Source organism: Sulfolobus islandicus Y.N.15.51 (assembly GCF_000022485.1).
Lineage (GTDB): Archaea > Thermoproteota > Thermoprotei_A > Sulfolobales > Sulfolobaceae > Saccharolobus > Saccharolobus islandicus.
The window spans coordinates 1,866,804-1,893,579 of record NC_012623.1; the positions used below are offsets into that span (position 1 = coordinate 1,866,804).

Genomic DNA, 26,776 nt, shown 5'->3' on the forward strand with positions numbered 1-26,776 from the left:
AGTTAGAGAGATATAATTTGAAACCGGTGACGGTCGTAATAGGTGAGGATGGTAAGGGGAACTTGAGGATTACTAGGGGGTTTGTCGGGTGGATGGAGTTTGATATTGTTTATGAGAAACTCAAGAGGGCTGTAACTAAGTACTTGCTGGTTACATCAGTTTTAGGGATCGGGAGAAGTAGAGGGGTAGGATTCGGTGAGGTAAGAGTAGAGTTGAAGGACCAAAGTTAAAGGAGAGTGATTGATTAAATCGAGAAAAAGAGAAAGAGACTTGTACTTAAAAAATTCCTTCATTAAAGTCCCAGCAATTGTGAATCTCATTTTCTTAAATCGCTCTTTAATTAGGACACTTCTTATTACAGCAACGTCCTCTATCCAAGCTAAGGGAGGTAGAGCTTAACTGGGTGGATGGGGAAAAGGCCTCATGAGTTCGTACTAATATACATGGCTAATCGGGTTTGCAAAGAGGTACCAGCAAAGGTTAAATCTGTGATTTTTTAAGCATTTTTGCAAAGTACTTACTATATCTCCTTGCGTAGGGGAAATCATAAGTCGTATAGATTGCACGTAACTATTTTCATTACCCTTCATACATATAAGTTTAGTATCTTTTTAAATTTCAACATAACACTACTTATCAAACAAGTGGTGGGAAGCTTAGGGATACACGTTCAGCAAGGCTTATATATTAGCTGTAAGATAAAATTAATATGATGTTTGAAGACCCTGAGGAACACGATGAAAAGATAATTGCAGAGGATGAGCAAGAAATACCGTATACTGATGAGGACGAAATTGATGAAATAGTAAATGATATAGTTAGCGAATTACGAGCTTTTGGTTATTTCCCCACAGTTCGTACGATATCTATGGGAGGATACCCAGGAGCCATAGAGGTAAGTGGTTGGGATCGAGATAAATCCAGTAAAATCGAATACAGGATAGATATAGGTACTAATGTATTACACCTAAGGCGTACTGTGACGGTTCCTTTCCCTAGCGAAGAGCCGTGGGAAGAGGAGGAAGAGCCGTGAGAAACGCCGAAGATAAATATAATGGATACGTTTTCGCAGAGGAGGCCTATAAGAGATATGACAGTTAAGAACTTATGATCGCCCAGGAACTCCAGAAAAATCAATACCTATATCTACTAATGAACCATCATTGAGCCTTCTTATCTCATTCTCTATATTTACGTTACTATGATACCTAATTAGTTTATTTATCCCAATTTTTTCAGCTAATTTTAGTCTATTTTCATTAGTCTCTATACCTATGATATTATCAGTAATTTCTCTTAGAAAAGTGGCAGCTACAAGTCCTAATGGTCCAAGTCCAGTAATTGCTACACTACTACTGTCATTAACTCTTAAATCTCTAATGATTTGATAAGCGGTTATACCATTACAACCTAATATAGATGCGGTCTCATTATCTACTTCATTAGGTACTCTAAAAATTACTCCAATTGGGGCTAAGAAATAGTCAGCAAAAGTCCCTGAGGATCTCCAAGGATTATATAATTGCCCAAGAACTAATGTACTAGACATTCCGTTTTCACAATATTGAGGCCATCCTTTTTTACACATTTTACATTTAAAACATCCATATCTATGAAAAGCTATAACCCTATCCCCTTTCCTTAAGATCTCATTTTCATTACTTGATATATCATAAATTATACCTACTGCTTCATGTCCTGCTATTAGGTTTTTTCTTTCTCCTAATTTCTCTGGAGACGCTCTATAAAAATGTAAGTCGCTTCCACAGATTGTTGACATTATTGTTTTTATTACTACTTGTTCTCTTCCTATAGCTGAAATTTGAAATTCCTTTAATTCGGATTCTCTATTACCTTTAAAAACTATTCCTTTGATTTTCATTTTTGGCCCTCCCAAGCAATCTTGACAGCTTCTTCTAAACTCTTTCCTGTGACATCTATAGATAATATCCAAGTACCTAAAGCAAAAATAGCTGATAGTATTATTTCTAATATAAATGCATATTTAAGACCTAAGTACGCGTATAATGTGAGTGCAGGAAGGGCCAATCCAAAAGCAAAAAGGTTATCCCAACCAATTGTTGTACCCCTAACTCTAGACCTAGTTAGTTCAACCGATGGAATGTACATTAAAGTTCCTACTAAACCAACGTTAAAGAAATATATAAGTCCTATAGCTAATGTAGCAATAGGAATAGTAATAGAATGCAAAATATATGGTATTAAAAATAATAAGGATGGGGGTATAGTTAATATAAAACCTAATGTTCCAGTAATTTTTCTACCTATTTTATCTACGAGTGTGGACAACAATTTTGTTAATGCAGTATAAATTATACAAAGTGTGAATTTAATTTCAATTCATCACAAGATTAATTCGTTAATAAAGTAGATAGTAATAATTTTAACCTTATTCAAAATTTTTATTATAAATCAGAGAGTTTAAATGATACAACTTTAAGGAAATTTTAACCAAATTTCAAATGAATGAAATTGTTGTCCACACTGATAGTGTCGTCGTTAAGCTACAAATTCTGGGATTAACCTTCTCTCCCATAAGACTAGGGCTATGGAGTACATCATGGTGCGAATGCTCCTATTTACTGCCTTCGTTGCTCTCTTGAATCTAATTAGCCTATCCCTTAATGAGGAATGAAAGGACTCGTTCGGGTTAACTGGCGAGACAACCGTGTGGTCTTTCAACCAGAAGTACAAGTTATAATCATCGCTCACCCATCTACCCTCGTCAGGCAAATACTTTTTGACCTCAAGGAAAGTACTCTCATCCCTATCCCCCACAGAGTAAATGAGGTAAACTCCCAGCTTCGTGTACACGTAACAAGTGAAAACCCACTTGTAAAAAGCCCTAGCATTCTTGTACAAGTAAGTCCACATCTCATCAACAACCTTAGCAACAACCTTACCCTTGACCAGCTCCTTAGCCCTACCCCACAACTCAACCAACTTCTCATGCTTTTTCCTACCATAACGCTTAATCCAAGTGAAAACAGTACCAAGAGGTACGTTAAGCACCCTAGAAATAGCCCTCATACTCATACCATTAGCATACATTCTCAAAGCCTCCTCCCTCAACTTCCTAGAATGATGATGATAACTAGCATCACCCAAGAAGTACTTACCACAATCCCTACACAAAAACTTCTGCCTACCCAAAGGCCTACCACACTTAACAACATGATGACTACCACAAGAGGGACAAGAAACGTCTTGCCTAAATACAGGCTTCCTACCCATAAGTAATACTCGTTATACAAATATAAATAACTTAACGACGACACTACCTCCACACTCTTAATAGCAGAAGTTGGATTAAATCTACCATGAGCGTCAATCATTATATCTATGCTATACCCCACTGAATCCCTTATTGCCCTTAGTCTATCCTTAGCCTTCTCAAGATCCTCATTATTTATCTTGGGCCCAGAACCTCCGAAGGGATCTATCTTAACGGCATTAAACCCCATTTCCACTACGCCTCTGACAGCATTTGCAAATTCTTCTGGCGATCTGTCACCAGATATGAATCCATTAGCATAAACTCTTACTGAATCTCTAACTTTACCACCTAGTAATTCGTATACTGGCTTATTAACACTCTTTCCTAATATGTCCCATAGGGCTTGTTCTATAGCGCTAATAGCTGTCATTAATATTGGACCACCTCTCCAGAAAAAATGTCTATACAAGAAATTATAAATTTCTTGTATATTTATTTCCCTCCCTATTAAAAATGGCTTAAAATCATATATTGCGGCCTCTACAGTTTTCTCGAAATCTCCCATAGTTCCCTCTCCATAACCAGATATTCCTTCATCTGTATCAATCTTGGTTATTACGAAATTTCTCCATACTGCGTTTACTAGATAGACTTTTACATCTTTTATTTTCAATTATCTCACCTCGAATAGACTATTAATTTAGTTTCGGTCATTTCTAACATAGTATCGATAACACTTTCCCTACCTATACCGCTCTTCTTAAAACCTCCGAAAGGTAAATTATCCCACCTTAGTCTGGTAGTATCGTTTATTATTACCGTTCCAGCATTAATTTTTGATGCTATTTCATACGCCCTTGAAAAATTAGACGTAAAAATAGATGCATCTAAACCATATTGAGTAGAATTTGCAACGTTCACTGCTTCCTCATCACTCTTAACTGTGACAACTGGAAGGATAGGTCCGAAAACCTCCTCTCTAAGTACCCTAGCTTTTGAGATTGGGGATAAACGTAAAATTACTGGGGGAAAGTAGTAGCCTCTTTCTGGGACACTTCCCTTATATATTATTTCAGCACCCTTATTTAACGCGTCGTTTAGAAACTCCCTCATTCTATTAACGGCTTGTTGGGAGATTAAAGGTGGTATGTCTACATCTTCATCCATAGGATCTCCAGCCTTATATTTTTGTAATTCTTCTTTCATTCTTTTAATGAATTCCTCTTCTATTTCCTTCCTTACAATAATTCTTTTTGTCGCATTGCAAAACTGACCAGCGAAGTCAAATCTACCTACTAAGGCTGACCTTATCGCCTTATTTAAGTCAGCGTCTTCTAAAACGATCATAGAATCGCTTCCCCCTAATTCCATTATTACCCTCTTACCATTCTTTATCGCCTTACTCGCAAGTTCCAGCCCAACTTCTACCGATCCAGTAAAGGTTATAAGTGAAACTTTCTCATTAACTACGAATTCCTCACCTATCATATTTGCGTCTCCAGTAACGACGTTAACACTACCCTCCGGAAACTTCTTTAATACTAATTCCGCTAATTTAAGTTGAGTTAAAGGAGTTAATGATGATGGTTTAAATACTACCGAATTACCTACCGCTAACGCTGGAGCTACTTTGTGGGCGAAACTTGCTGCGGGGAAATTAAATGGGGTTATTGCACCTACAACGCCTATGGGTTCCCTTTTAATGAAAGCAATTCTCTTCTCATTTCCCGCAGGGAATTCGTATAAGTCGAGGGGAACGAATTTCCCTTCTAAAACCCTCTTAAGCTCTGAGGAGGCTAGTTCGAAAATTTGGGCGGTTCTCTCGATTTCCGCTCTTGAACTCTTTATAGGTCTTCCAGTTTCTTTAGTCATTGTAATTGCTAGATCGTTAAGATTTTCTCTAATAAGTGAGGTGATTTCTAATAGCAGTTTAGATCTTTTAGCAGGAGTAATTGAATTCAGTACTGGAAAACTTTCGTAAGCTATGTCAATTGCTCTCCTTACATCTTCCTTAGATAACGAGGGAACGTAATCGATTATTTCGCCAGTAGCCGGATTCCTAACTGGGATCCTATTTTCACTGTCTACTTTTTCTTTACCGATAATAGCTTGCATGTATACAATTATGTATTCATAATTAAAAACTTTACTGGATATAATAGACCTATTTTAGGTGAATGAAAGAATGGTATTAAGATTGTGTATAAATAATGATATTTATTAAATATAGTTGTTTCAATATAAATACTTATATTGAAAAAAGATTTTAATTATATGTGAACAATCTTAACTTTGATTGAAAAATGGAACCCGTAATAACCCACTTCCTTAACCTCTTTCAATATGAGGCAGTAGGGGAAGGTTCATATAAGATTAAGAGGATTCAAAGTATTTTGAAGTTGATCCAAAAAGGAGAAATTATAGAACTTGGAAAGACAGTAAAGAACGGTCTATATTATTTCGCCCACGGTCCAGTTTACATAAGTAAACAGTTACATTATGATGATGCTAAAAGAAGATATAGGGATTTGGATATACCGGAGGGAACAGGCTTCGCTAATGTTAGGCTGAGTATGTGTGATCATACCGGTACTCATATAGATGCGTTGAATCACGTATCTGAAAAAGGTAAACTGTTCGGAGGAATTGATATAAAGACCATGAGGGCTGATGTGGATGGATATAAGGATTTGGATATTACCACAATACCTCCAATAATTACTAGGGCTATCTTCTTCGATGTTTCTGATATAGGCTTAGAAAGGGAGGTTACAAGTGAAGACTTACAAAAGAGGTTAAAGGTTAACGTGGAGAAGGGGGATGCAGCTATTATATATACGGGTTTTAGTAAAGACGGTGCTGAAGAAGAGCTTGGAATAGGTTTAGATGCTGCTAAATGGTTAGTTAGTAAGGGTTTTGGATTGGTGGGGAGCGATTCACCAAGGACTGAATACGTAATAAATGGAAGTAAAAGTTACTTACCAGTTCATAGGTATTTAATTGCTGAAAACGGAATACCTATCATAGATAATATGTATTTAGAGGCGCTGGCTAAGTTACTGGTGGGCAAGCAGGAGTTCGTGTTAATAGTATTGCCACTTAGATTAAGTGGAGCTACAGCATCTCCGTTAAATCCCATAGCCTTGCTTTAATTTTTGAAAATTAAAATTTATTATAAAAAATTTTTATATGATTAATCAGCGAAGTCCAGCGAAATTCCTTTCTCTTCTAGATGTTTAGCTACCTTTTCTCTTATTTTAGTTAAAACGTCAATGACCATATCATATGGTTTCATTCCGTAATCTACTAAGAACATAATCCTACTCGGTTTAGCTAATTTGTATATCTTATAGATTTGATTTGCAACATCTTCTGGACTACCGAATAGTAATAGCCCGCTACCATATAATTCATCAAGTGTTCTTCTCTTAGCGTAAAGTCTTGAGAATACATATCTATGAAGGTACTCTTTAGAAGTCTCAACTGCGTCATGGAATGAGTTAGCTACGTGTGTGTGGAAAGAAAGGGATAACTCTTTTTCCTCAGTTTTGCTCTCTTTAAGACCTTCTCTGAAGGAATTTACAACTGGCATTATATCATCGATCTTATCTACTGTGGCATATGGTATCATTATTAAGTTAAATCCCTTCTTTCCTACATGGTACGCAGCTTCAGCTCTAAGTACTGCTATCCATATGGGGGGATGAGGTTTTTGCATTGGTAATACATTTATTCCTATATTTTCGTATTTAAAATACTTCCCGTTAACAGTAATCTTCTCACCTCTCATTAGCTTAATGATTATGTCTAGGGCTTCATCGAATATCTCTCTTTTAGCCTCAGGGGGGACGTTAAAGCCGGTAAATTCGTGTTTTAAATACCCGCTACCTACTGCTAAATTTAATCTTCCCTTAGAGAGAGTGTCTAATAACGAATATTCTTCAGCCACTTGTATGGGATTTCTGAAGACTATTGTGGAAACTGCTGGTCCTAATCTTATTCTGCTAGTTCTACTCGCTAAATACGTTAAATATATTGGGGCTGATGGGACTATTCCGTAATCTATGAAGTGGTGTTCTGCTATCCAAACACCTCTATATCCTAATTTTTCAGCATATTCCACTTCCCTAGCTATTTGTTCGTAATATTCTCCCTTTGAAATACCCGAATCTGGGTGATAGTCTACAACCCAAAATAACTCTGGTTTTATTTTATCCATCATATTTATTTTTAAGTATATCAAAATAAATGTTTCATAGAAACGTTTCGATTATATACTTAAATACTTAGGTTAAAAGATTATATTATGGTATTCTATTATAGGCAAGGTGAAGTTCCAAAGAAGAGGCATACTGTTTTCATGAAGGATAATTTGTTGTTAAGAGAGGAAGTGTTTGGTTTAAATGGATTTAGTGGTAGATATTCCCTCCTTTATCACTTAAATCCGCCTACTAGAATAGTGAAGGTCGGAGAATGGAGAAATAGTGTAATTGAGGAATGGAAGGACGCTGGATATAAACATCATAAGCTTTCCACGAGTAAATTGAGGAAGTCTAATGATGTATTTTTAGATAGGATTCCCCTAATTTTTAATAAGGACGTTATTATATCTTACGCTAAGGTGGATGAGGGGGAGAGTAAATTATTTTATAGGAATGCTGATTTCGATGAAGTTTATTACATTCAGGAGGGAGAAGCTGAATTTAGGAGCGTTTTCGGAAGCATAGAATTGGTGCAGGGAGATTATTTAGTTATTCCCAGAGGGACTACTTATACGTTTAATTTTAAAAGATATTCGGAACTTCTCATAGTAGAGGGTAGGCAAGTTGAAATACCTAGACAGTACAGAAATGATTACGGACAATTAATTGAAGGTTCGTTCTATTATAATAGGGATATTAAATTACCCAATTTAAAGACGTTTAATGAGAAAGGGGATTATAACTTAGTAGTAAAAACTTCTCAAGGCTTCCAATCTATTACTTTAGACTATCATCCCTTTGATGTTATAGGGTGGGACGGATATCTTTATCCATTTGCGTTAAACGTTTACGATTTAGAGCCAATTACTGGTAAGCTACACCAGCCTCCAACAGTATATACGACTTTCACGGCTAATAATTTCGTAATATGTACTTTTGTTCCTAGACTATTTGATTACCATCCTAATTCTGTCCCAATATCTTATTATCACGATAATGTGGACGCAGACGAGGTACTATTTTACTCTTCTGGGCAATTCATGAGTAGGAGGGGAATTTCAAAAGGAGATATAACGCTACATAGGGGTGGGCATGTTCACGGTCCTCAACCTGGAGCTGTTGAATCGAGTTTAAGTAAAAGGGGAAGTTATAACGATGAAGTTGCAGTAATGGTGGAAACTCAGAGGAGAGTTAAGTTAACGAATTACGCTAAAGAGGTGGATGATCCTTCATATCCTTTGTCATGGTATATCCCATAAATCTTTTATACTTATATTTATTAAACTAAATTATGGAAAAATTTTCAGTATTGTCAATTCACCTTTTTCATCCAGGATGTTGGACTTCTATAACGGATAAATATGAGGTTAACGTTAAACTCATATCCCAAAACTTCAGTGACGACGATTTCTTTTCGTCAAGGGTTCTAATATTAGGTAGGGATACTAAGAAGTTAATTAATGAGATGAGGACTTCGAAAAGCGTTAAGGTAATTAAGGTATACTCAATGGATAGAGGAGCCTTCTTAGTAGACTTTATTTACCCTAAAAGGAACGCGATTTCTAATTTAATTCATGAAACAGAATCCATTGTAGTATCCCATAGGATCGTAGATGGTACTGAAAAGTGGAAAATTGTTGCTAATGTTTCTTTTATACCTAAGATTTTAGAGAGCTTAGAAAGAACTTCGAATTTAATAAATTTTAAAGAAATTAAATTAAGTGAGTTACGGAAGTTGATGAGTAAATTAACTGATAGAAATCTGGAAATACTTAAGATAGCATATGAAAGAGGGTTATTTGATTACCCTAGGCAGTGTAAGTTAACTTCGATAAGTAATGAAATAGGGATTAAGCCAAATACCCTTTTATATCACATAAGGAAAGCTGAGAAGTTATTATTGGAAATTTTATTAGATGAGTATTATAGCTTATTATGAAAACAAATTTAAACCACAAAACTAATAAAAGAAATATGAGCGTAAATAAAATCTATCTTCTCGATCATGGTAAAATAAGTGCAGATTTAGCGTGGTTTTTACCAACGTTCATGACTGAAGAGGAAATGAAAAACCCTAAGCCGAGGAGTTGGATAGATGTTAGCGTTATGAGCGCTGTTATAGAACATAAAGACGGGATAATACTTTTTGATACTGGCATATCAGAGAAGGTAAAGGAGAAATGGCCACAAATAGCTCTCAGTGCCTTCCCGGTCACGAAATTTTCTGATGAAAATAGAATGGAAAACCACCTGAGACAAATAGGACTTAAACCAGAGGATATTCACTTTATAGTATTTTCTCATTTACATTTAGATCACACTGGGAATTTAGATCTTTTCAGAAGTGCGAAACCAGCGGTAATAGTCCATGAAAAGGAATTGAAATACTCGTTATTAAACGTATGGTTAAATAAGCCAGTCCCATATTTACTTAAGGACCTCGAAATATTAAGGGAGATGAATGTAGTCCCAATGTCAGCTGATTACCTAGAGTTATTACTGGGAGTCGAATTATACTTGTTCGGTGGACACACCCCTGGATCCATCATCTTAAAGGTCAGAACTCAAAATGATAATAATTACATATTTACGGGAGACTTCATACATCTCCCTGACGAATTGGATTTCGAAAGTAAGGGATGGCTTTTAGGAAACGCGGAAGAATATTATACTAGAATAAGGTTACTTAAAGCACTAATGAAGTTACCGAGAACTAACGTTATAATAACTCACGATCCTAAATTATGGGATAAGTATCCTAAAGCTCCCAAGGAGTTAAAATGATTTTCATCTAATTATATTGCTGATTACAACAATTATTATTTTTACTTTGATATTTGCGAAGTGTTAATTATTTTAGCTTAATATTTTTCATGACTTTGGTCTTATATTAACTTATAGTTAAATAGTTATAGATTATTATATTCAAATTTCATAAATAATTCTTATTATCTTTATAATTACAGTTTTTATAACGGATTAAAGGGCATATTGGGCTAAGTTTAAGAGGGAAACATATTATACTCTACACATTATTTGGGAGTGTTCTCATGTAGTCATCTTATTCGATATTGTTTAGAAAAATTATATCAAATTTTCTCTACTATACTGTACTCCCTTCAAGTAAGCCTCATTCAAGGGAGTCCTCTCCCTTGAATAAATTACAAGGTGCATAACGTTCAACAAGGCAAGACTATAATCAACCATTCACTCCTATTGACGACCTTAGTATCCCTAGCCAACATAGCCAAGTGAGACCTACAGTAAGAATTATAACTCTCGATAGTGTAAGCGTACTTCTTGCTAGTAACGTGATTATCAAGAACTTGATAAATACAATAATCATCAGTATAATTAACCTCACTCTTAGGAAACGTCATAGGAAAAGTCCTATAATCCCTATCGCCATGAAGAAAGGTGAACCATCAACCAAAGCAGTCCAAATCCAAAGATTCTCTCTTAGGACCATGCCTAACACGAACGTAAGTCCAACTCTCATCAAGTATCGTGAATTTTGAAGTAAAATTCTTTAGTTTTGAAAGACTGATATACCAACGTATGCCTTTATCCCTGCTCTCTTTATCAAACTGCTGTAGTTAATGGTCTTCCTTCAACCTTAGATATTCCCCTCATGCTCATCCTGTTCAGATACTCCTTCAAGATTCTTTCTTTTTGTTTCTTGTCCAGCTTGTGATTAACGTGGTAAAACGTTTTTCCGCACGTTTTACAGTTGTACTTTGTTTTTCCCCTAGATGATCCGTTCTTTATTATTTTATTTGAGTTGCACGATGGACATGTTGGTCTTTCTTCTTCTTTTTAGTGTAGTGTTGATGGTGTTATTCCTAGTTTCATTATTTGCACTCCTAGAAGGTATGGTGCTATAGCGAGTGCAAGGTCTTCTAACTTGTACTTTCTAGGCTTAAGATTTAAATTTCTTAGAATCAGAAGTATTAATTGTGCAAGGGTTACGAGGTTCATTGAGTCCCTACAAAAATCTCGTAATTCTTGCACATAAATGTTCTAGAAGTAATTTTTACGCCATTCTAATAATTTCGCATTTAGCTCTCGAATAAGATGACTGCATAAGAAGACTCCCATTTGTTTTTCTTTCTCAGCTTTTCTCGGTCTTCCCGATCTGGGCTTGTCTCTTAGTCCATCAAGACCTTCTTTCTTGTACTTGCCAACCCACAATTTTATTGTGGAATAACCCTTGTTCAGCATTTTCGAAACTTCCTTCTCCGATTTACCGTCAACTAAGTGCAACTTTACTGCGAGAATCCTCTCCTTAATCCTAGCGTCCTTCTCTTCCTCATAAGCTTGAACCAAATCTTCCATAATTCAATTTGGTAATACTATTCTATAAACTTTTTGGAAATACTAACACAACTGCTAGAATAGTAGTTGAAATTAGAGTTTATGACATACCCGTATTAACTGGTAACTCACTAAAGCATTGGCATTCAGTCTATCTTGCTGAAGTCTATATAACATTAGGTGGTAAACATGCTAATGAATTATGTAAAGCTGGAATTGGATTCAGAGGATATAAACTAGAATCAACATTAGATGATACAAAGGCTGCAACATCAGAGAATGAAGCGATTGAAGACGTATGTAATGATATACACGGTTTTCTAATTACCATTAAAGGGCAAGGTAAAATTGGATAATGATAACGTGTGAACTAATAACTTATGAGTAGACTTATGCTGACCTACTTTATGGATTTCTTCAATTTTTATCAAAGCTAACGTTAAGCTTACTTTTAAATCAACGCTTGATTTTGAATTTAAGGAAAATTGATGAGCTTAACATCTTAGAAAATTGAATTAGTCCACAAAGCAATGCTGACCTTAACCTTTAAAGTCTGAGGAAGTATATTTACCCTCTTTTTCCTCTATTTTCCTAAACTCCAATCTTATCTCACCAAACCCAATGCCCCTACTTCTTCCTATACCCAAGTAAGAAGATGTTAACAAATAATTCAAAGCTCTCCTCTTCAACCTCTCATCTGGAATGTCGAACTCAATCCAACCCATAACACCCCTCGCTTTTCTTAAATTTCCCTTACTATCCTCACCAATGGCAACGGTAACTGGATGTAAATCATAACCTATAATTCTAGATAAGGCATTAGAAAGAATGCCAAATTTAAACGCTCTGACCTCAACTTCCTTCTTCCCAATCAAATTGCAATATACATTATAAGCGTAAGCAACAATTAAGCCAACTGATGGCAAAGTTGAGTAACCCGCATCGATTTTCTTATACCTTTCAGAAAGGGAAGGAGGAAGTAAAACCTTAGACGAAAGCAATGTAGGGGAAACAAACCTCACTCTTATATTATCGTTCATGTGCTTTTCAACCTCTTCCTTTAGCTTCTCAACTTCCACTATTTCTATACTCTCAATCATTATGTGAAATTTGCCATAAACAGTTTCGAAGATACCCTCATCTGCAACTTCAGACAAAACGTTAGCTTGTGTAGAAAAGGCTATTATTGAGGAAAGCCTGCTTCCCTTGGTTATAGTCTTCAAGTTTCCATTAGTCTGGAAAATCCTCCTCTGTTTGAAACCGAGATGGGATATAAAAATTGGTTTGTATTTATCCCTTGATGTAATTAAGTCCTTTAACGAAGGGATTAATTTTCCACTCTGTATTAAGTATTTTAACACCTTAGATGATGGAGTAGGCAAAATAACGTCTTGTAGAGGGATAACGTTATACCCTATCTTAAAAATTAATGGCACTATCCTTCTCCTCTTATTAACTCTCCATTAACATATGTTGAAATTAACTTAAGATCTCTAACCCTTTCCTCATCTGAGTTTAAGTTCATAATTAAGTCCCTATTGGCGAAATATAGCAAGTCCTCGAGCCTTTTAGATCCAGTCAAGTACTCATAAATGTAATTTGCTAAAACGATGTATCTTTCTCTCATATTACTACTTATACTTAATGCATTCCTAGCTATTGCCTCTAACCTTTCACTCAATAGATCCCTCTTTTCCAATAATTTAGTCAAGTCTATGGAGAAGCCTCCATTTATTGTGGTGGGGTTCTGCCCAGCAGCATCAGAAATGGTATAAATTCTCATCACACTAACGTTGGGATTAGTAACACTACTTACCACCTTTCTAGCTATCCAAAGTCCAAAGGCAGTCTCTGGCTTTATACCGGGTATAATTCCGTTAACGTTTTGAATCAAACTGTAGAGAATACCCCTCGTTGGAGTAAACACGTTTACTCCTACGTAGTCACCCTTACTAACCATAGCCTTTCCTAGTCTAGTTAAAACCCACCCAGCAGCAGCTATAATTAGGTAATGTGGCTCTACTTCCAGTTTCACCCTTCTAGTTCTCTCCACCATTCCCGGTGATCTTCCAAACTGATAAAACTCAGGCTTTACAAAGGATGGCGCACTTACTTCCTCACACTCCTTCACTTGTGAGAAGTTCTTAAAGACCTCAGATAGAGCTACAGTCGTGGGGAAATTATAACATTTTAACGTCTCTGTCCAAGGGTTCTTGTCATTTCCGCTTAAAGGTAAAATTACGTTTGACGTAGTGGTCTCCCCTTCCTCTCCCTTTTTCTTTTTTGCCTTGCCTCTCCTCTCCGCTGCCGCATCCTCATTATTTTTAGCTATCTTATAAGCTAAGTTCAGTACATTTCTTAACTCGTCATCGTCTATTTCCACTTTATTATTGTATATAGATGAATTCTCTGCTTCCGTTGCGACCTGAATTATGTAATTATCTCCAAATATATTATATAGTGGAACCTCCATTTAACTCACCCTCTAATATACGAACAAATCTGGTTTTACTTCCATTATTTCGAACTAAACTACTATCTAAATTATCCCCCAACATTATTGGGGCTAAAAAAAGATTATACAACTTTAAATATTTATCACTCTTCTTAGAAAACGCATACAGCATATCATGGTAGTCATCAAAAGTGTAATCCCTAACTTTTAAGCTCTTGGAAATCACACCTCTTAGGTTTTGCAACATAATACTCCCGTACTTATTAAGCTTTATCATCCTTTCATCAAAATTGTCTGGAAACTTATTCACTAGATAATCAGATATCACCCTAATTGCGTTCAAGTGATTTAGAACAGCTAAAGTCAACAAAGACTTAACCTCCTCAGCTTTCTCGACGTCAATAGGTTCATAATCATTATAGAAAAATAGAGCCGAACCGAGTTCATGATATATGAAAGAGAAGTTACTCTTTAGAGGATTACAATTATCGTCGAACTGATTCTGGTAATACTCGCCGGCTTTTCCCATATCGTGAAGGACAACGACGTCCTTAACTATTTCCTTAACACCGTTTAGATCAAGAACTATTCCATATCTCTCCAATCTTCTCGAGATAATCTTATAATAAGACTCACTTATTTTACCATCTAAAACCCTATAAGAACCAATAGCGTGATCAATTAAACCTTGTTTCTCATAAGCGCAAGGCTTGATCAATACACACCACCTATTTCACTATTATAATCTTGAATCCTAACTCCTAAAATATCATTCTTCAACATTTCCAATTGAAGGCATTTCTTGTTATATAATTTAACATTACCATTCCCAACAAACGCAGAACTTCCCTTACTCTCTATTATTTTAATTGCCTCCTCCTCAGTTAAGGGTATAGCATCATTAACGTCATTACTGTTTGGCGGAAATCCCAATATGATACTTGCATTCCTAGTAATAGAACAAATCTTCTCGTATATCGACTTCACCTTTTTAGAGTCCACGAAAACGGAGTTATCTATTACAGATAGATCCTTAGCCAGAATCGAATCAATCACCTCTGTGTAATCCCTTTCAATGAGTAAGTTCTCATCAATAGTCTTTAGTTCCCTTACCCTTTCCACAGTCTCCTTAACCTCCCTCTCATCATAAACCTTTCCACTAAACGGGAAAATGTAAACCTCGCCCTCTAATTTCCCTCTTCCTCCCTTCCCATACCTCGCAACCCTACCAGCCCTTTGAATTAGATTATGAGAGGGAGAAGCTTCAGTTATTAAAACGTCAAAAGAAGTATCAATACCGGCCTCTATAACTTGAGTTGAAACTACCAGCTTTGCCTCGTTTATCTTGTTCACTTTATCTATCCTATCCTTTTTACTGAACTTACTGTGAATTAGAATAGGAGATAACCCCCTTCCCTTTAACTTCTTATAGGCTTCAATTGCCCCCATTCTCGTATTGTAAACCAAAAGAACCCTCTTACCCTCTTTTACCTTTTCATCACTAATGGAAATCTCATCATTCTCCAATACGTTAACGTATATCTTTCTATCAATTTTAAAATCATCCGCGTTAACTACCTTTACATTCTTACCCAGCTTGTTCATCAAAACCCTCTCCAACCCCTTATCTATTGTAGCTGAAGTAACTACTATCGGAACACCCGCATCCCTCAAAACTTCTAAAGCGGCAAGTCCAGCTCCTAAACTCTTACCATCCTCTCCCAATAAGTGAAATTCATCAAATATTACAATACTACTATATATTAACGCCCTAGGGAACTCATAATGAGAACCGTAATTTTTAAAAATTAACTTAAAATCAACAGTAGGTAATTTAAACAAATTGAGAATGAAGGTATCTAGAGTCGTAACGTTAACTTTCTTCATGAAAAAAGGGGAATCTTGATAATCCATGTCTTGGGCACCAATATTCTTAGTGTAAATTACCCCTCTATCAGCGTAATTTTTCAGCTTTAGATACAAATCTTGCACAATAGCCCTATACGGCAATACGTGAATAACCCTACTACCTAGGTCAATATCACTACTAACGGCATTAGCTAAAATCATAGTTAACGTTGTTTTACCGTAACCAGTGGGAGCCTTAAGTATAACGCTATGCCCGTTTTCCAAATTTAGTAAAGTCTCTTCAATACCCTTCCTTTCCTCAAAGCCATGACGAGTTATGAAATCGTTATAGAAATCAGCTAAAGACAACATATTCTCCACCAACCTCATATGCTTCCTTAGCCTCAACTTCAACCTCCTTACTAGCTAAGGGATAGGTAGCCACCGGCAAGATGTACCTTATTGGTCCTCCCTCCTTTCCCCATATATACCCGTTCTCTTCCCAAAAAGTAACATATTCCAAAAACTCCTTCTTACCTACTACCTTTACAGTATCTCTAAAATAATATCTAGTTTTCATCCTACCTGAAACCTTCTTAGCCTCCCCAATTTCAACGTTCTCCACACTTACCAAACACTCCTTACCTCCTATCCTAGTTATACTCCAGCTGAGTTTTTCCAGCTCTTCCTTGCTCATGGAATCAGTTACGTAGACGACAACTAACGTACCGTTAGGCATATACACTTTACCAGTAGGGATCACTCCGTAAATATATCTCGGATTATCCCTCCTATCCTTACGTTGGAAATAAGATATAACGTTTCTAACAATATCCTCAGTGTAAGCTCCCTCAGACTCTAATCTAGCAGCAGCCATAACGTTCCTAAAATTATACGCCGGACTACCGTAAATCTTGCCTAAATTAGTATTATCAATCCCCCTAAATTTACCGTAGGATAAAGCTCCAATCAATGTAGTAGGAGGTGGTAAATAGAACCCTGACTTTGCCTTAGCTGCTGAGGGCTTAACTACGGAAAAACCCCAATGAAGTTTTAAAAAAACCTTAGAGTAGATCAAATCTCCCCTGCCTCACTACTTTTCCTTTAATTTAGCTACCAAATCCTCAACACTTGACAGTACTGTAGCTCCTTCACCCACTTCTATACCCTCATTGTTAATCACATAGACCTTAGCTACATTTCCGTTCAACACACTTTTAGCCTTCTCTAACCTCATAACAGTGGTCTTAATGTAACTATCGTCATGCCCAGGTTCCGGTATGAATGGGAAATCAGTCTTCACCACTACTAAAGACATCAACTTCATGGATGGTAAGAACCTAGACCTCTTCCCTCCGAAATTACCCGCTAGCAAAGAGTAAAGGGCTTTAATTGCAGAGTCAACCCTTCGAGCCTTTTGCCTCTCTAACTCCTCTTCGCCTTTAACCTTTTCCCCCACAGTAGATGGAACTGCTATCAAATCTTCGTCAAGTTCAAACGAAAACGTGTAGAGAGCAGAGGACACTTCCACGTTGAAGATAGCTTGAGAACCTTTAACAGGCTTATTTGAGAATCTCACGTGAAATTGCGCTTCTAGTTGTGCAGGTATTTCGTCTCCCCTTAAAGCCGGTATCATATAACCTAACTTTATCCTCGATGTTCTTCTCACCGGAGCACTTCCAGCGTACATGAAACCTCCAACATCAGCAATGACGTCCTTAAGCATCACCTCTACCTCGAACCTCCTCGCATCATTATAATCCTTGGGTTCCTTTATCCCTTCAATCTTTAACGCCTCATCGGTTGAGAACTTTATGAACTCGTATTGAGAAGATAAATTACCTACAAGCAATCCCTCTTTTTTAGCTATATCCACTAGGCTTGCTTGATAGGCATGAGCTAAGGCTTCTCCGGAAATCACTGGAACATATCTCACTAAATAACCGGTTGAAGTCTTTAACACAACTGGAGCGGTTCTGTGCTTGGTTAAGTTCCCTATACTCTCAACACCATTCAGCGACTCCAGATTTACTAAAAATCTACCTGAACCGCCTATCATTTCTTTTCACCACCTTGTTCACTCTTACTAACTAACTTAGTCCTATTTGCTATACTCATGGCTAACGCACCAGCCTTCCTAGCATAATACACATCTTCCTCAATCATCCTAAGAAAATATTCTATATCTTGGTTAGTCGGTAGATAACCCACTACCGTGTACTTCCCCTCACTTGAAGACACGTTAACAGCGGGATATTCCTTTCCTTGAATCATAGTTGTCGTGCTCACTATCTCACCCCTATCAATACCCATCTGTACAATCCTTTGAACATCATATAGAACCTTAGCCACAGCCTCTTTGGATAAGGCATTAGCAAACCTATCCACTAGTGTTGGAGACTCGCTATAGAGGAAGCCCACAGCCAACAAGTTGGCTACCCTCACTATGATACCCTCCTTCTCTTCTTTTACTTGTTGTGCCATATTATTCTCTTTCCTACCCCAATATATAAAACTTTCTATTTCTTCTGAACGAAAAGACATTTCATAAATATGGAAAAATTAGGATCCGTAAATTTTCAACAAAAGCTCACCCTTCGTGGTCAATTTATTGGTCTCATCAATTAATTTCTCCTTCCTTAACTCGTTCAACCTCCTCCAAGTAGTAGTTAAGGGAATTTCCGTGTTCTTACTTATTACATTAGCAGAAGAATAACCATCCTTAATTGCCTTTAATATTGTCAAGTGATCCTTAGTTAAGGATAGGAAAGGTAAAGTGACATCGCTTACCCTAAAGTAGTAAACCTTAGTTAGGTCCTCAGTCTCTATCTCAACAGTAGCTTCTATTCCGGTCAGTAAAAAGGCGGAAAATACTGCTAAAATCATTAATCTCATCCCTCCGCTTAGGTTAACCATGAAATCCTTCCCTGCATTAGTTAGAATAAGCTTGCCAACTTTCTCAACAATATTTTTAAAGTCTCTAGGGTCAACTTCAATAGTCTCATAAGGAACGTTAACTGTTTTTAAGAAATCGGTAAGGGATTCCAACGCTTTCTTAGCCTTCTCTTCCTCAAAACCCCCAACAATAATGACCTTTTCAATACTCTTACCTTGCCTCATTAATGCACGGTATTGAAACTTCTCATCAAAGCCAAGTGTTAAGACTAGTATCATACCCTAAATACGAAAAATAAAGTATTAAATTTTACTCTCCACGGAAAAAGGTACCCCGTATTACGTGTAGTAAATTTACTAACGAGTTTTAGCGATTAATTTATTGATTATATAATAATAGGGTTATAAAACTAAAAGTGAGAAAAACTATGTTAAAATCATAGGCCATAATAAGGCTCTAGAACACTATTTATCATGACATTCAATAGACCAATATTCACATAGTAGCATATTTTTATGATATTTTTAAGGCTCTTCTCCGTGAAGCTAGTATAGGAAAATTTGAACAAGCATACAGAACTTCAGACCATATAGATAATATTGTAGAAGAAGGCAGGCATTCTATCCTTAGATAATGTACAAACTTCAGATTGCTCAGAAAATTTACCTTCAGTCTCCTCCTACAGTTCCAAACTCATGTCTGTTAAAGGCGAGGCGTAGATTGCCTCCTTAAGACCATTTTCGCTTTCCCATGTGTTCTATTAATCTTCTATAGATAAGGCAAAATTTGAGTTTAAGACTCTAACTCTATTAATAGATTTATAAAGCAATTTGTAAAATCTGTTGAAAACTATCTTAACTCTAAATACGGTGAAATTTCGTATCATTGTCACTAGAATAAAGTTGTATATTATAATGATAATGATGAAGTTAAATGACAAGTAATTTGAAATGCTATAGGCTCAACTAGATTCTTCCCTCAAAAGAGTTGAATAACACCAAACGATGTTTCCGTGTTTACCCATTTAAGATGAGCCCTCTTTCAATTCTATAGTAGATTAGCTGACATATACATTTAAATGTCAGGTTTTCATTTACACATGCTTTCAATTCTATAGTAGATTAGCTACGTTCTCTATGTTGAGAATAAGTGTTAAGAGTTAAAACTTTCAATTCTATAGTAGATTAGCTCGATTTTTTGCCAAGGGTCTTATGTTACATTCATGTTACACTTTCAATTCTATAGTAGATTAGCTCTCATTTTTTGCACAATTTACGCAAAATGACAGATTAATCTTTCAATTCTATAGTAGATTAGCCTATCGGGAGTTTTAAATCATCGAATATGACCGCATAAAACTTTCAATTCTATAGTAGATTAGCCGCGATTAATGTATTGGGGTCTTCCCACGCAACCCCGAACTTTCAATTCTATAGTAGATTAGCTAAACAGTGTCTACTGAGACTGTAGCATTAGCACCGAATACCTTTCAATTCTATAGTAGATTAGCGTACCTCACAGGGGTCACTCACTATTATTCCTGCCGACGACTTTCAATTCTATAGTAGATTAGCACAGAAGTGAAACCGCTGATTTCGAATGAAAAGAAAGAATTCTTTCAATTCTATAGTAGATTAGCTACAAATACCTCATAGACAATGTAACACGCAACCTAAGACTTTCAATTCTATAGTAGATTAGCAAGGTGACAAAGCACTAATTATACAACCAATGCAAAGATTGGAAGACTTTCAATTCTATAGTAGATTAGCAAAGAGTTTGCAATCACCAAACAAAATGATGAGGTTTGGTACTTTCAATTCTATAGTAGATTAGCAACTGGATTTCCTTATCTAACCCTTCTGCGATAGCATTATTCTTTCAATTCTATAGTAGATTAGCAGCTCATATTTTTTCAGTTAAAGAATATACGACAAAACTTCACTTTCAATTCTATAGTAGATTAGCCCCGCTACACCTGGACCTAGACCTCCTGCCAAACCACCTACTTTCAATTCTATAGTAGATTAGCTATATTTGTCAGATAACGAAAAATAAGAATGACAAAGTACTTTCAATTCTATAGTAGATTAGCTAAATTATTCACGCGATCCAGTGCAAATTTATAAATTAAGCACGCTTTCAATTCTATAGTAGATTAGCAGGTGGCTAAATCTGGACTAAGATTCTTGGTTTCATCTGATCTTTCAATTCTATAGTAGATTAGCTTGATTGAGTGGTTTGGGTTTGACTTTGATTTTGTGTTCTTTCAATTCTATAGTAGATTAGCGGTGGAGGAGACACAATGTGCCGTGGAGGAGGTGGAGGAGGCTTTCAATTCTATAGTAGATTAGCAGCAGTTAAAATTGTTACTAAATCTAATTGTGTAACATTTTGCTTTCAATTCTATAGTAGATTAGCTCAGAAAATGACCTTGCACCTACCCATTTCGCAATTTCTTTAAACTTTCAATTCTATAGTAGATTAGCAAAGGTCTAATAATCATAAAAAGTGAGATAAATCCTTCTAGCTTTCAATTCTATAGTAGATTAGCGAAGATCGAAAATTAAAGATAACTTTAAATTTGTCATAATCTTTCAATTCTATAGTAGATTAGCAAGGCTTTGGTTTGAAGGTAGCTAGAGCGTTGAACAGACTCTTTCAATTCTATAGTAGATTAGCACAGTCTTAAATGTACTTTTCGATATCGTAAACTTCTATGAGCTTTCAATTCTATAGTAGATTAGCAATTATGAATATGTTTAGTAACTAAAAACTTTAAATTAGGGTTTCTTTCAATTCTATAGTAGATTAGCGGTTGAGCTCCGCCCAATACCTCCCCTACCCTCCCTACTTTCAATTCTATAGTAGATTAGCAGGAAAAAGTGAAAGAGAATCAGAATACCACAAACACGGCAACTTTCAATTCTATAGTAGATTAGCCACTACAACAAATTCTATCAGCACTAACAACATCAGAGATCTTTCAATTCTATAGTAGATTAGCTAGTTGAAAGATTAGAAGAAGAGGACATATATAATATTTTAGACTTTCAATTCTATAGTAGATTAGCCAATGAACCCACTAGGAGGGTCACTCCCACCCTTCTAGTACTTTCAATTCTATAGTAGATTAGCACCAGATCTCAAATCCACGATAGCATTTCTAATAGAGAAATATCTTTCAATTCTATAGTAGATTAGCCATTTAGTGGTGGTTCTGCTGGATCTGCACCTCTTCCAGCCTTTCAATTCTATAGTAGATTAGCTGAGGGTTTTTTAACCCTCTATTTAATCTTTTCTTCTCCCTTTCTTATAAGTTTTTCTTCTCTACTCTTTCCATTAGTATTATATTACTCTTTCTTATCTTTTTTACTATTCCCGGGTTTTTTCGGGATCTTAAGGAATTCTTCATAAAGATAATGAATTTAGGATAACAACCTAACCCAAAACGAAACAAGGAAAAAGGAAAACAACGGAAATAGTAGGGAATAAAAATTGGAATTGGAGTTCTTCGAAAGTAATCAAAAGTTATTTATTTATGATATTACCATATATAATGATGAAGTCTTACTTTGTAACTTTGGGATTTAATGAAACTTATCTTCTAAGACTTCTTAATGAGACTTCAGCTCAAAAGGAGGATAAATTACTTATAGTAGTTCCTAGTCCCATAGTGGAAGGAACTAGAGCTGCTATAGAAAACTTAAAAATCCAAACTCTACGACTTCGCTATCCTAGCCCGGAAATAATTGAAATTAAAATTAGTACTTTTGATGATATTCTTTCCCAGCTTCTAGATAATTTATTACCTCTGCAAGAGCCTATAATTTCCGATTTAACTATGGGAATGAGGCTTATGAATACACTGATTCTGATAGCAATTTTAGTTAGTAGGAAGAAGTTTACAATTTACTTAAGAGATGAAAATGGTGGTAGTAGAGTGGTATCTTTCACCAGTTCGGATATAAATGCGTTATCTAAGGAATATTCTTCAGAAGAGTTGAAGATGCTATATTCTATATTCAGAAACAATACGATAAGTACATTCGAGTTGTCAAAAATTTTAGGGAAAAGTGAAAAAACAATTCAGAATAAGATATCTGAATTAAAGAAACTAGGTATATTAACACAGAAAGGAAAAGATAGAACAGTAGAACTTACATCGCTCGGGCTTAATGTAATTAAATTAATTAAAAATTCAAAATTATATATAGAAAATGAAATTCAATGATTTTAATAAATATAAATTGAGATTGTCGAATCTATACTAGGCGAAAATGAGGTCTCTAGTATTTGATAAAATCATAGGATTACCGATAAGGGACAGACTCTTCTATATTGGCAAGCTTCACATAATTTAGGAGATGGATTAGCTACGGGTGGACTATCTTCTTCTAAGGACTCTACTAGTTTATTAGTAATTTTCTCTACATATTCCATATGCTCTTTCCTAACTTCAATTTTAACTCTCTTTTCTCTTCCTAAAATAAGAATTGCGTCTTTTACTCTGAAACCATTCCTTTCCGCTAAATAAGCGTATGAAAGTAATTGTATTCTAAAATGTCCATAAAACCTTCTATAAAATGCCTTTATTTCGGCAACAATGTCCTTTGCTAATACATCTATGATTCCGCTTAAGCCGGTACTCTTATCCCTCATGTAAACCTCATAGTATTTGGGATCTGGTAGGTCATTTGCTAATTCTCTAGGCTTAATGTTCTTAGCTATCCTTTGTCCTTCAGTAATTGGTTCTCTCCAACCCAATTTTTTCCTTATCCAAGGGATTACGGGGCATAGCGTAAAATCCTTTAAATCGGTCACGCTAACCATTCTCCTACAACCCCTTCTTTACCTATGACTATCCTTCTCTCCCAATCCCTTATGCCTAAGGGAATTATATGCACTATATCAGTTTTAATGTCTACTATATCATTTATTACTCTAATTAGGTTTTTGACTCGCTGAGTATCTATATCTCCCTCAAATGCGCTCTTTTGAATTCTATAAAGACCAAATTTCTTAAGCTCATTAGCTAATTTATTTCTCTTTCCGTTATCAGAAATATCGTAAACTACAACTATTTTCAATATAGCCACCTTGATTCATCTTCATCTATTAAAGCGTGATCATCTTTAAGTGCTGATGGTAGAAAGACTTTATCGATTAGTGATATACTAGAAGCTATCTTCAAAATACCACACTCCTACAAAACTAGTTTAAATCCGTTATAAGGTCTCTTCTCTCTTACGCTAGACGCTAATTTCACCGTATGAGCCCTAATTGCTTGTACTAAAGTTTTAGGATTATGATCGTTTTCCTCCTTAACTTTATCATCCATTCCCTTAACTACTATTCTAGCCAATGATGACCTACTTTCTCTATCTATAAGTCCATCTTTGATTTTTAGTCTAAATCCCTCTCTGAAAGCCCTAACCAAGATGAAGTCTATATAAGGCTTGAACATTTCAGAAAAATCGTAAACCAAGCTCTCACTACCTGGCCTATCCTTATGAACGAAACCTAAATAGGGATCTAAGCCGGCAATAACTAGATACTTGAATATTCTATTGTATAGAATGGCGTAAGAGTAATTTAACGCCATGTTGAATTGATCAGCCGAGTCCGTATCTCTTCCATCAAAATGTATGTCCTTAGGCAATAGAAAAGCAATATTTTGCCAATATATTCTAGCTGCAGTAGGTTCATCTCTTCCTATAAGTTCCTTATAGTTCGTTCTAATACCGCTCCTAGTCCAGTATTTCAAATGAACATGCTGGTTAAAAATTTTACATTTAATTATCTCCTCACCGTATCTGGTATCATTGTTTAATACAGCCTCATATTGAGCCCTTTTAGTTTTAACAGTCTCAGTTACCACGGAAGGTAATAGTATACCCCAAGGATTTTCCCTAGAATCTAAAAATATAACGCCGATACCGTGACTTAACGCCACCATTAAAGCTTTGGTTGAAATCAGAGAGGAAGATAAGACTAATATTTCATCAACCTCGGAAGGTGAAACTTCAACCTTATTATCTCCCTTTTTTATTACGAACATTCCCTTCTTTACTGACAAATATGCGCCATACTCCGATATTATTAAGGTCTTAATTTCCCCTCACCTCTTATTACAGTAATTGAGAAACGGGCATGAAGGAGAACACGCAGTAGGCATTCCGGGATCTCTTCCTTCAGATACCATATCTATTACCTCATCTCTAGCGTCTATGAACTCCTTTCTTAAATCTGGAGAAATATAATATACTTCATACTTGAACTCTGGCATGTTTTTATTTATGCCATTTACATAAATTAGACTACCGAAATCTATTGGTAACTCTAACGCACTTTCAAGGGCCAAAGCATATCCAGCTAAGGCTAACTTATGAAACTCCTGCGTATTAGCCACTTTTATCTCAACTACCAATGATAGTTGTGTTATAGCATCTACTGAAAGCCTAGATGATAAACCCAGTGGAGTTCCATCTACTCTAAATTCCGATATTATTGGTAAGAAAGAAGTTGAGTCCGAAAAGTCGGAAATTAGATCCAACGCAAAAGCCTTGTAAACCTCCTCACAGAACTTAAAGAACTGTTGAGGACATAAATTACTTACCTTATTTACCTTTCTGAAGATAGCTTCTATAGCAGCCCAAGGTTTATAGCCCAGAGATAAAAGCTTAACTATTTCATTAGAAACACTCGCTAGAACCTCATGAACTGATTGCCCTAATACTAAAGCGCTTCTCTGTTCACCTTGAACCTTTAAAACTCTTCTTAGATATACATCCCTTTTAGTATCACAATATCTATAAGCCACGTCAGACATAGACAAGCCTAGATATCTTCTGGGTTTTATTGGAGGCATATGATAATTCCAACCCCTTAGTTCCTCCTCTATAGGGTCAGAAGCCCTATAGGAGTGAAGCCTCCTAACTTGTCTAATTATCTGCGACCTCACGTTATACATTATGCAAAAAGAATCTAAAATGCACGATAATGATCCTTGTAAATTTCTTCCCGGTTTTAGTAAGGATAATCTTAATAAACGACGATTTTCCTCTTGATGAAGAATAATGGAAAATATAGGGAAAGTGTTCTCCCGTATATGATCCTTGTTTTCCTTTTTCCTTGTTTCGTTTTGGGTTAGGTTGTTATCCTAAATTCATTATCTTTATGAAGAATTCCTTAAGATCCCGAAAAAACCCGGGAATAGTAAAAAAGATAAGAAAGAGTAATATAATACTAATGGAAAGAGTAGAGAAGAAAAACTTATAAGAAAGGGAGAAGAAAAGATTAAATAGAGGGTTAAAAAACCCTCAGCTAATCTACTATAGAATTGAAAGTTTCCGATATGAATTGGATTATTCCATAGAACGTCTGGAGCTAATCTACTATAGAATTGAAAGAACCCTTGCCCACTTACTGAATATAACGTCTTTGAGCCTTGCTAATCTACTATAGAATTGAAAGCGTCTTTTCTGAGTAGCGTAGGATGTTCTTTTTTTATCCATGCTAATCTACTATAGAATTGAAAGATAAGAAAAAGAGAAATAATAATTCATAAAAAATTCCAAGCTAATCTACTATAGAATTGAAAGTTATACAAAAATTGAATGGATAGAAAAAATTATACCGGTTTTGCTAATCTACTATAGAATTGAAAGGTTGATGACTTTATTCCAAGAAATCCATTATTTAGACCAGGCTAATCTACTATAGAATTGAAAGGCTTTATTTCCTTATTATTTTCTTTGGTTGAAACACTTTGAGCTAATCTACTATAGAATTGAAAGAAAATAATGTATGAAATATTGTAT

At 35.7% G+C, this 26,776-nt stretch carries 24 protein-coding genes, 4 pseudogenes and 2 CRISPR repeat arrays (1 of these 30 running past the window's edge); of the genes and pseudogenes, 9 read left to right on the forward strand and 19 right to left on the reverse strand.

Features of this window, described 5'->3' with window-relative positions; genetic code table 11:
- Positions 1-11 precede the first annotated feature (11 nt).
- Positions 12-230, forward strand: a pseudogene (cas6, locus tag YN1551_RS16010) (CRISPR system precrRNA processing endoribonuclease RAMP protein Cas6); the annotation flags it as partial.
- A 479-nt stretch (positions 231-709) separates the two neighbouring features.
- Positions 710-1,033: a hypothetical protein gene (locus tag YN1551_RS10230; protein ID WP_012717728.1), complete on the forward strand. Its 324-nt coding sequence runs from the start codon at positions 710-712 to the stop codon at positions 1,031-1,033.
- A 72-nt stretch (positions 1,034-1,105) separates the two neighbouring features.
- Here the strand turns inward: YN1551_RS10230 and YN1551_RS15515 are convergent, their stop codons facing one another.
- On the reverse strand, positions 1,106-1,882 hold the full coding sequence (locus YN1551_RS15515) for a zinc-dependent alcohol dehydrogenase (protein ID WP_012717729.1): 777 nt from the start codon (positions 1,880-1,882) through the stop codon (positions 1,106-1,108).
- A gap of 48 nt (positions 1,883-1,930) precedes the next feature.
- Here YN1551_RS15515 and YN1551_RS16650 point away from each other — a divergent pair, with 48 nt between their 5' ends.
- Positions 1,931-2,332, forward strand: a complete 402-nt coding sequence (locus YN1551_RS16650) for a hypothetical protein (RefSeq protein WP_148206569.1) — start codon at positions 1,931-1,933, stop codon at positions 2,330-2,332.
- Between the two features lie 188 nt (positions 2,333-2,520).
- Here YN1551_RS16650 and YN1551_RS10245 read toward each other — a convergent pair whose 3' ends face one another.
- The 3 genes and pseudogenes from YN1551_RS10245 to YN1551_RS10255 form a co-directional block, all read right to left on the reverse strand.
- The gene (locus tag YN1551_RS10245; protein WP_012715555.1) at positions 2,521-3,255 is read right to left on the reverse strand and encodes an IS1-like element ISC796 family transposase; all 735 of its coding nucleotides are present in this window, start codon (positions 3,253-3,255) and stop codon (positions 2,521-2,523) included.
- A 47-nt stretch (positions 3,256-3,302) separates the two neighbouring features.
- Positions 3,303-3,911 (reverse strand): annotated as a pseudogene (locus YN1551_RS17570) (mandelate racemase/muconate lactonizing enzyme family protein); the annotation flags it as partial.
- Between the two features lie 5 nt (positions 3,912-3,916).
- Entirely contained in the window at positions 3,917-5,353 is a 1,437-nt protein-coding gene (locus tag YN1551_RS10255) for an aldehyde dehydrogenase family protein (RefSeq protein ID WP_012717732.1), read from the reverse strand.
- A 278-nt stretch (positions 5,354-5,631) separates the two neighbouring features.
- On the opposite strand from YN1551_RS10255, the gene YN1551_RS10260 reads away from it, so the two are divergent.
- Positions 5,632-6,390, forward strand: a complete 759-nt coding sequence (locus YN1551_RS10260) for a cyclase family protein (protein WP_238527819.1) — start codon at positions 5,632-5,634, stop codon at positions 6,388-6,390.
- A gap of 41 nt (positions 6,391-6,431) precedes the next feature.
- Here YN1551_RS10260 and YN1551_RS10265 read toward each other — a convergent pair whose 3' ends face one another.
- Positions 6,432-7,460, reverse strand: a complete 1,029-nt coding sequence (locus YN1551_RS10265; RefSeq protein WP_012717734.1) for an LLM class flavin-dependent oxidoreductase — start codon at positions 7,458-7,460, stop codon at positions 6,432-6,434.
- Between the two features lie 84 nt (positions 7,461-7,544).
- Here YN1551_RS10265 and YN1551_RS10270 point away from each other — a divergent pair, with 84 nt between their 5' ends.
- Genes YN1551_RS10270 through YN1551_RS10280 form a run of 3 tightly spaced genes read left to right on the forward strand, consistent with a single transcriptional unit; the run spans position 7,545 to position 10,224 of the window.
- Positions 7,545-8,699: a homogentisate 1,2-dioxygenase gene (locus YN1551_RS10270; RefSeq protein ID WP_012717735.1), complete on the forward strand. Its 1,155-nt coding sequence runs from the start codon at positions 7,545-7,547 to the stop codon at positions 8,697-8,699.
- 32 nt (positions 8,700-8,731) lie between these two features.
- The gene (locus YN1551_RS10275; RefSeq protein WP_012715865.1) at positions 8,732-9,379 is read left to right on the forward strand and encodes a helix-turn-helix domain-containing protein; all 648 of its coding nucleotides are present in this window, start codon (positions 8,732-8,734) and stop codon (positions 9,377-9,379) included.
- A 35-nt stretch (positions 9,380-9,414) separates the two neighbouring features.
- Positions 9,415-10,224, forward strand: coding sequence for an MBL fold metallo-hydrolase (locus tag YN1551_RS10280; protein ID WP_048052478.1), 810 nt, complete (start codon positions 9,415-9,417; stop codon positions 10,222-10,224).
- A 300-nt stretch (positions 10,225-10,524) separates the two neighbouring features.
- Here the strand turns inward: YN1551_RS10280 and YN1551_RS16020 are convergent.
- Both YN1551_RS16020 and YN1551_RS10290 read right to left on the reverse strand, forming a co-directional pair.
- A pseudogene (locus tag YN1551_RS16020) lies at positions 10,525-11,418 on the reverse strand (transposase-like zinc-binding domain-containing protein).
- Positions 11,419-11,541: 123 nt separating this feature from the next.
- Positions 11,542-11,775, reverse strand: a pseudogene (locus tag YN1551_RS10290) (helix-turn-helix domain-containing protein); the annotation flags it as partial.
- A gap of 8 nt (positions 11,776-11,783) precedes the next feature.
- On the opposite strand from YN1551_RS10290, the gene YN1551_RS10295 reads away from it, so the two are divergent.
- The gene (locus tag YN1551_RS10295) at positions 11,784-12,110 is read left to right on the forward strand and encodes a hypothetical protein (protein ID WP_048052340.1); all 327 of its coding nucleotides are present in this window, start codon (positions 11,784-11,786) and stop codon (positions 12,108-12,110) included.
- Positions 12,111-12,293: 183 nt separating this feature from the next.
- On the opposite strand, the gene cas6 (YN1551_RS10300) is transcribed toward YN1551_RS10295, so the two are convergent.
- The 8 genes from cas6 (YN1551_RS10300) to csa3 (YN1551_RS10335) all read right to left on the reverse strand — a co-directional run bounded on the left by cas6 (YN1551_RS10300) (position 12,294) and on the right by csa3 (YN1551_RS10335) (position 19,231).
- Positions 12,294-13,190 (reverse strand): CRISPR-associated endoribonuclease Cas6, encoded by an 897-nt coding sequence (gene cas6, locus YN1551_RS10300; RefSeq protein ID WP_012717738.1) that lies wholly within the window; start codon positions 13,188-13,190, stop codon positions 12,294-12,296.
- Positions 13,190-14,227: a type I-A CRISPR-associated protein CsaX gene (gene csaX, locus YN1551_RS10305; RefSeq protein WP_012717739.1), complete on the reverse strand. Its 1,038-nt coding sequence runs from the start codon at positions 14,225-14,227 to the stop codon at positions 13,190-13,192. The genes cas6 (YN1551_RS10300) and csaX overlap by 1 nt, the downstream gene beginning before the upstream one ends.
- Positions 14,208-14,927, reverse strand: coding sequence for a CRISPR-associated endonuclease Cas3'' (locus YN1551_RS10310; protein ID WP_012717740.1), 720 nt, complete (start codon positions 14,925-14,927; stop codon positions 14,208-14,210). Before YN1551_RS10310 ends, csaX begins: the two co-directional genes overlap by 20 nt.
- Positions 14,924-16,429, reverse strand: a complete 1,506-nt coding sequence (gene cas3, locus YN1551_RS10315) for a CRISPR-associated helicase Cas3' (RefSeq protein WP_012717741.1) — start codon at positions 16,427-16,429, stop codon at positions 14,924-14,926. The genes YN1551_RS10310 and cas3 overlap by 4 nt, the downstream gene beginning before the upstream one ends.
- Positions 16,413-17,135, reverse strand: coding sequence for a type I-A CRISPR-associated protein Cas5a (gene cas5a, locus YN1551_RS10320; protein WP_012717742.1), 723 nt, complete (start codon positions 17,133-17,135; stop codon positions 16,413-16,415). Before cas5a ends, cas3 begins: the two co-directional genes overlap by 17 nt.
- Positions 17,136-17,150: 15 nt before the next feature.
- Positions 17,151-18,116, reverse strand: coding sequence for a type I-A CRISPR-associated protein Cas7/Csa2 (cas7a, locus tag YN1551_RS10325; RefSeq protein ID WP_012717743.1), 966 nt, complete (start codon positions 18,114-18,116; stop codon positions 17,151-17,153).
- Positions 18,113-18,541, reverse strand: coding sequence for a type I-A CRISPR-associated protein Csa5 (csa5, locus tag YN1551_RS10330; RefSeq protein WP_048052480.1), 429 nt, complete (start codon positions 18,539-18,541; stop codon positions 18,113-18,115). Before csa5 ends, cas7a begins: the two co-directional genes overlap by 4 nt.
- A gap of 78 nt (positions 18,542-18,619) precedes the next feature.
- Positions 18,620-19,231 carry a CRISPR-associated CARF protein Csa3 gene (csa3, locus tag YN1551_RS10335; RefSeq protein ID WP_012715847.1) on the reverse strand — a complete coding sequence of 204 codons (612 nt, stop codon included), beginning with the start codon at positions 19,229-19,231 and terminating at the stop codon, positions 18,620-18,622.
- 760 nt (positions 19,232-19,991) lie between these two features.
- Positions 19,992-22,222: a CRISPR direct-repeat array (repeat unit 24 nt; unit sequence CTTTCAATTCTATAGTAGATTAGC).
- Between the two features lie 272 nt (positions 22,223-22,494).
- Here csa3 (YN1551_RS10335) and csa3 (YN1551_RS10340) point away from each other — a divergent pair.
- Entirely contained in the window at positions 22,495-23,187 is a 693-nt protein-coding gene (gene csa3 / locus YN1551_RS10340) for a CRISPR-associated CARF protein Csa3 (RefSeq protein ID WP_012717745.1), read from the forward strand.
- A gap of 71 nt (positions 23,188-23,258) precedes the next feature.
- Here csa3 (YN1551_RS10340) and cas4 read toward each other — a convergent pair whose 3' ends face one another.
- The 4 genes from cas4 to cas4a all read right to left on the reverse strand — a co-directional run bounded on the left by cas4 (position 23,259) and on the right by cas4a (position 25,926).
- Complete coding sequence (gene cas4 / locus YN1551_RS10345; RefSeq protein ID WP_012717746.1) at positions 23,259-23,786, reverse strand: CRISPR-associated protein Cas4; 528 nt, start codon at positions 23,784-23,786, stop codon at positions 23,259-23,261.
- Positions 23,774-24,043 carry a CRISPR-associated endonuclease Cas2 gene (gene cas2 / locus YN1551_RS10350; protein WP_012713189.1) on the reverse strand — a complete coding sequence of 90 codons (270 nt, stop codon included), beginning with the start codon at positions 24,041-24,043 and terminating at the stop codon, positions 23,774-23,776. The genes cas4 and cas2 overlap by 13 nt, the downstream gene beginning before the upstream one ends.
- 116 nt (positions 24,044-24,159) lie before the next feature.
- Entirely contained in the window at positions 24,160-25,068 is a 909-nt protein-coding gene (gene cas1, locus YN1551_RS10355) for a CRISPR-associated endonuclease Cas1 (RefSeq protein ID WP_080513521.1), read from the reverse strand.
- Between the two features lie 6 nt (positions 25,069-25,074).
- Positions 25,075-25,926 carry a type I-A CRISPR-associated protein Cas4/Csa1 gene (gene cas4a, locus YN1551_RS10360; protein WP_012715846.1) on the reverse strand — a complete coding sequence of 284 codons (852 nt, stop codon included), beginning with the start codon at positions 25,924-25,926 and terminating at the stop codon, positions 25,075-25,077.
- A gap of 352 nt (positions 25,927-26,278) precedes the next feature.
- A CRISPR array of direct repeats spans positions 26,279-26,776; the repeat unit is 24 nt; unit sequence GCTAATCTACTATAGAATTGAAAG (it continues 3,728 nt past the right edge of the window).

What these genes read in the sequence shown, in the direction of transcription:
- YN1551_RS10245 (WP_012715555.1), bottom strand. Translation starts at nt 3,255, where the DNA reads ATGGGTAGGAAGCCTGTATTTAGGCAAGACGTTTCTTGTCCCTCTTGT.
- cas7a (WP_012717743.1), bottom strand. Translation starts at nt 18,116, where the DNA reads ATGATAGGCGGTTCAGGTAGATTTTTAGTAAATCTGGAGTCGCTGAAT.
- cas3 (WP_012717741.1), bottom strand. Translation starts at nt 16,429, where the DNA reads ATGTTGTCTTTAGCTGATTTCTATAACGATTTCATAACTCGTCATGGC.
- YN1551_RS10275 (WP_012715865.1), top strand. Translation starts at nt 8,732, where the DNA reads ATGGAAAAATTTTCAGTATTGTCAATTCACCTTTTTCATCCAGGATGT.
- csaX (WP_012717739.1), bottom strand. Translation starts at nt 14,227, where the DNA reads ATGGAGGTTCCACTATATAATATATTTGGAGATAATTACATAATTCAG.
- YN1551_RS10255 (WP_012717732.1), bottom strand. Translation starts at nt 5,353, where the DNA reads ATGCAAGCTATTATCGGTAAAGAAAAAGTAGACAGTGAAAATAGGATC.
- csa3 (WP_012717745.1), top strand. Translation starts at nt 22,495, where the DNA reads ATGATATTACCATATATAATGATGAAGTCTTACTTTGTAACTTTGGGA.
- csa5 (WP_048052480.1), bottom strand. Translation starts at nt 18,541, where the DNA reads ATGGCACAACAAGTAAAAGAAGAGAAGGAGGGTATCATAGTGAGGGTA.
- YN1551_RS10230 (WP_012717728.1), top strand. Translation starts at nt 710, where the DNA reads ATGATGTTTGAAGACCCTGAGGAACACGATGAAAAGATAATTGCAGAG.
- cas4a (WP_012715846.1), bottom strand. Translation starts at nt 25,926, where the DNA reads ATGTATAACGTGAGGTCGCAGATAATTAGACAAGTTAGGAGGCTTCAC.
- YN1551_RS15515 (WP_012717729.1), bottom strand. Translation starts at nt 1,882, where the DNA reads ATGAAAATCAAAGGAATAGTTTTTAAAGGTAATAGAGAATCCGAATTA.
- csa3 (WP_012715847.1), bottom strand. Translation starts at nt 19,231, where the DNA reads ATGATACTAGTCTTAACACTTGGCTTTGATGAGAAGTTTCAATACCGT.
- YN1551_RS10270 (WP_012717735.1), top strand. Translation starts at nt 7,545, where the DNA reads ATGGTATTCTATTATAGGCAAGGTGAAGTTCCAAAGAAGAGGCATACT.
- YN1551_RS10280 (WP_048052478.1), top strand. Translation starts at nt 9,415, where the DNA reads ATGAGCGTAAATAAAATCTATCTTCTCGATCATGGTAAAATAAGTGCA.
- YN1551_RS10265 (WP_012717734.1), bottom strand. Translation starts at nt 7,460, where the DNA reads ATGATGGATAAAATAAAACCAGAGTTATTTTGGGTTGTAGACTATCAC.
- cas4 (WP_012717746.1), bottom strand. Translation starts at nt 23,786, where the DNA reads ATGGTTAGCGTGACCGATTTAAAGGATTTTACGCTATGCCCCGTAATC.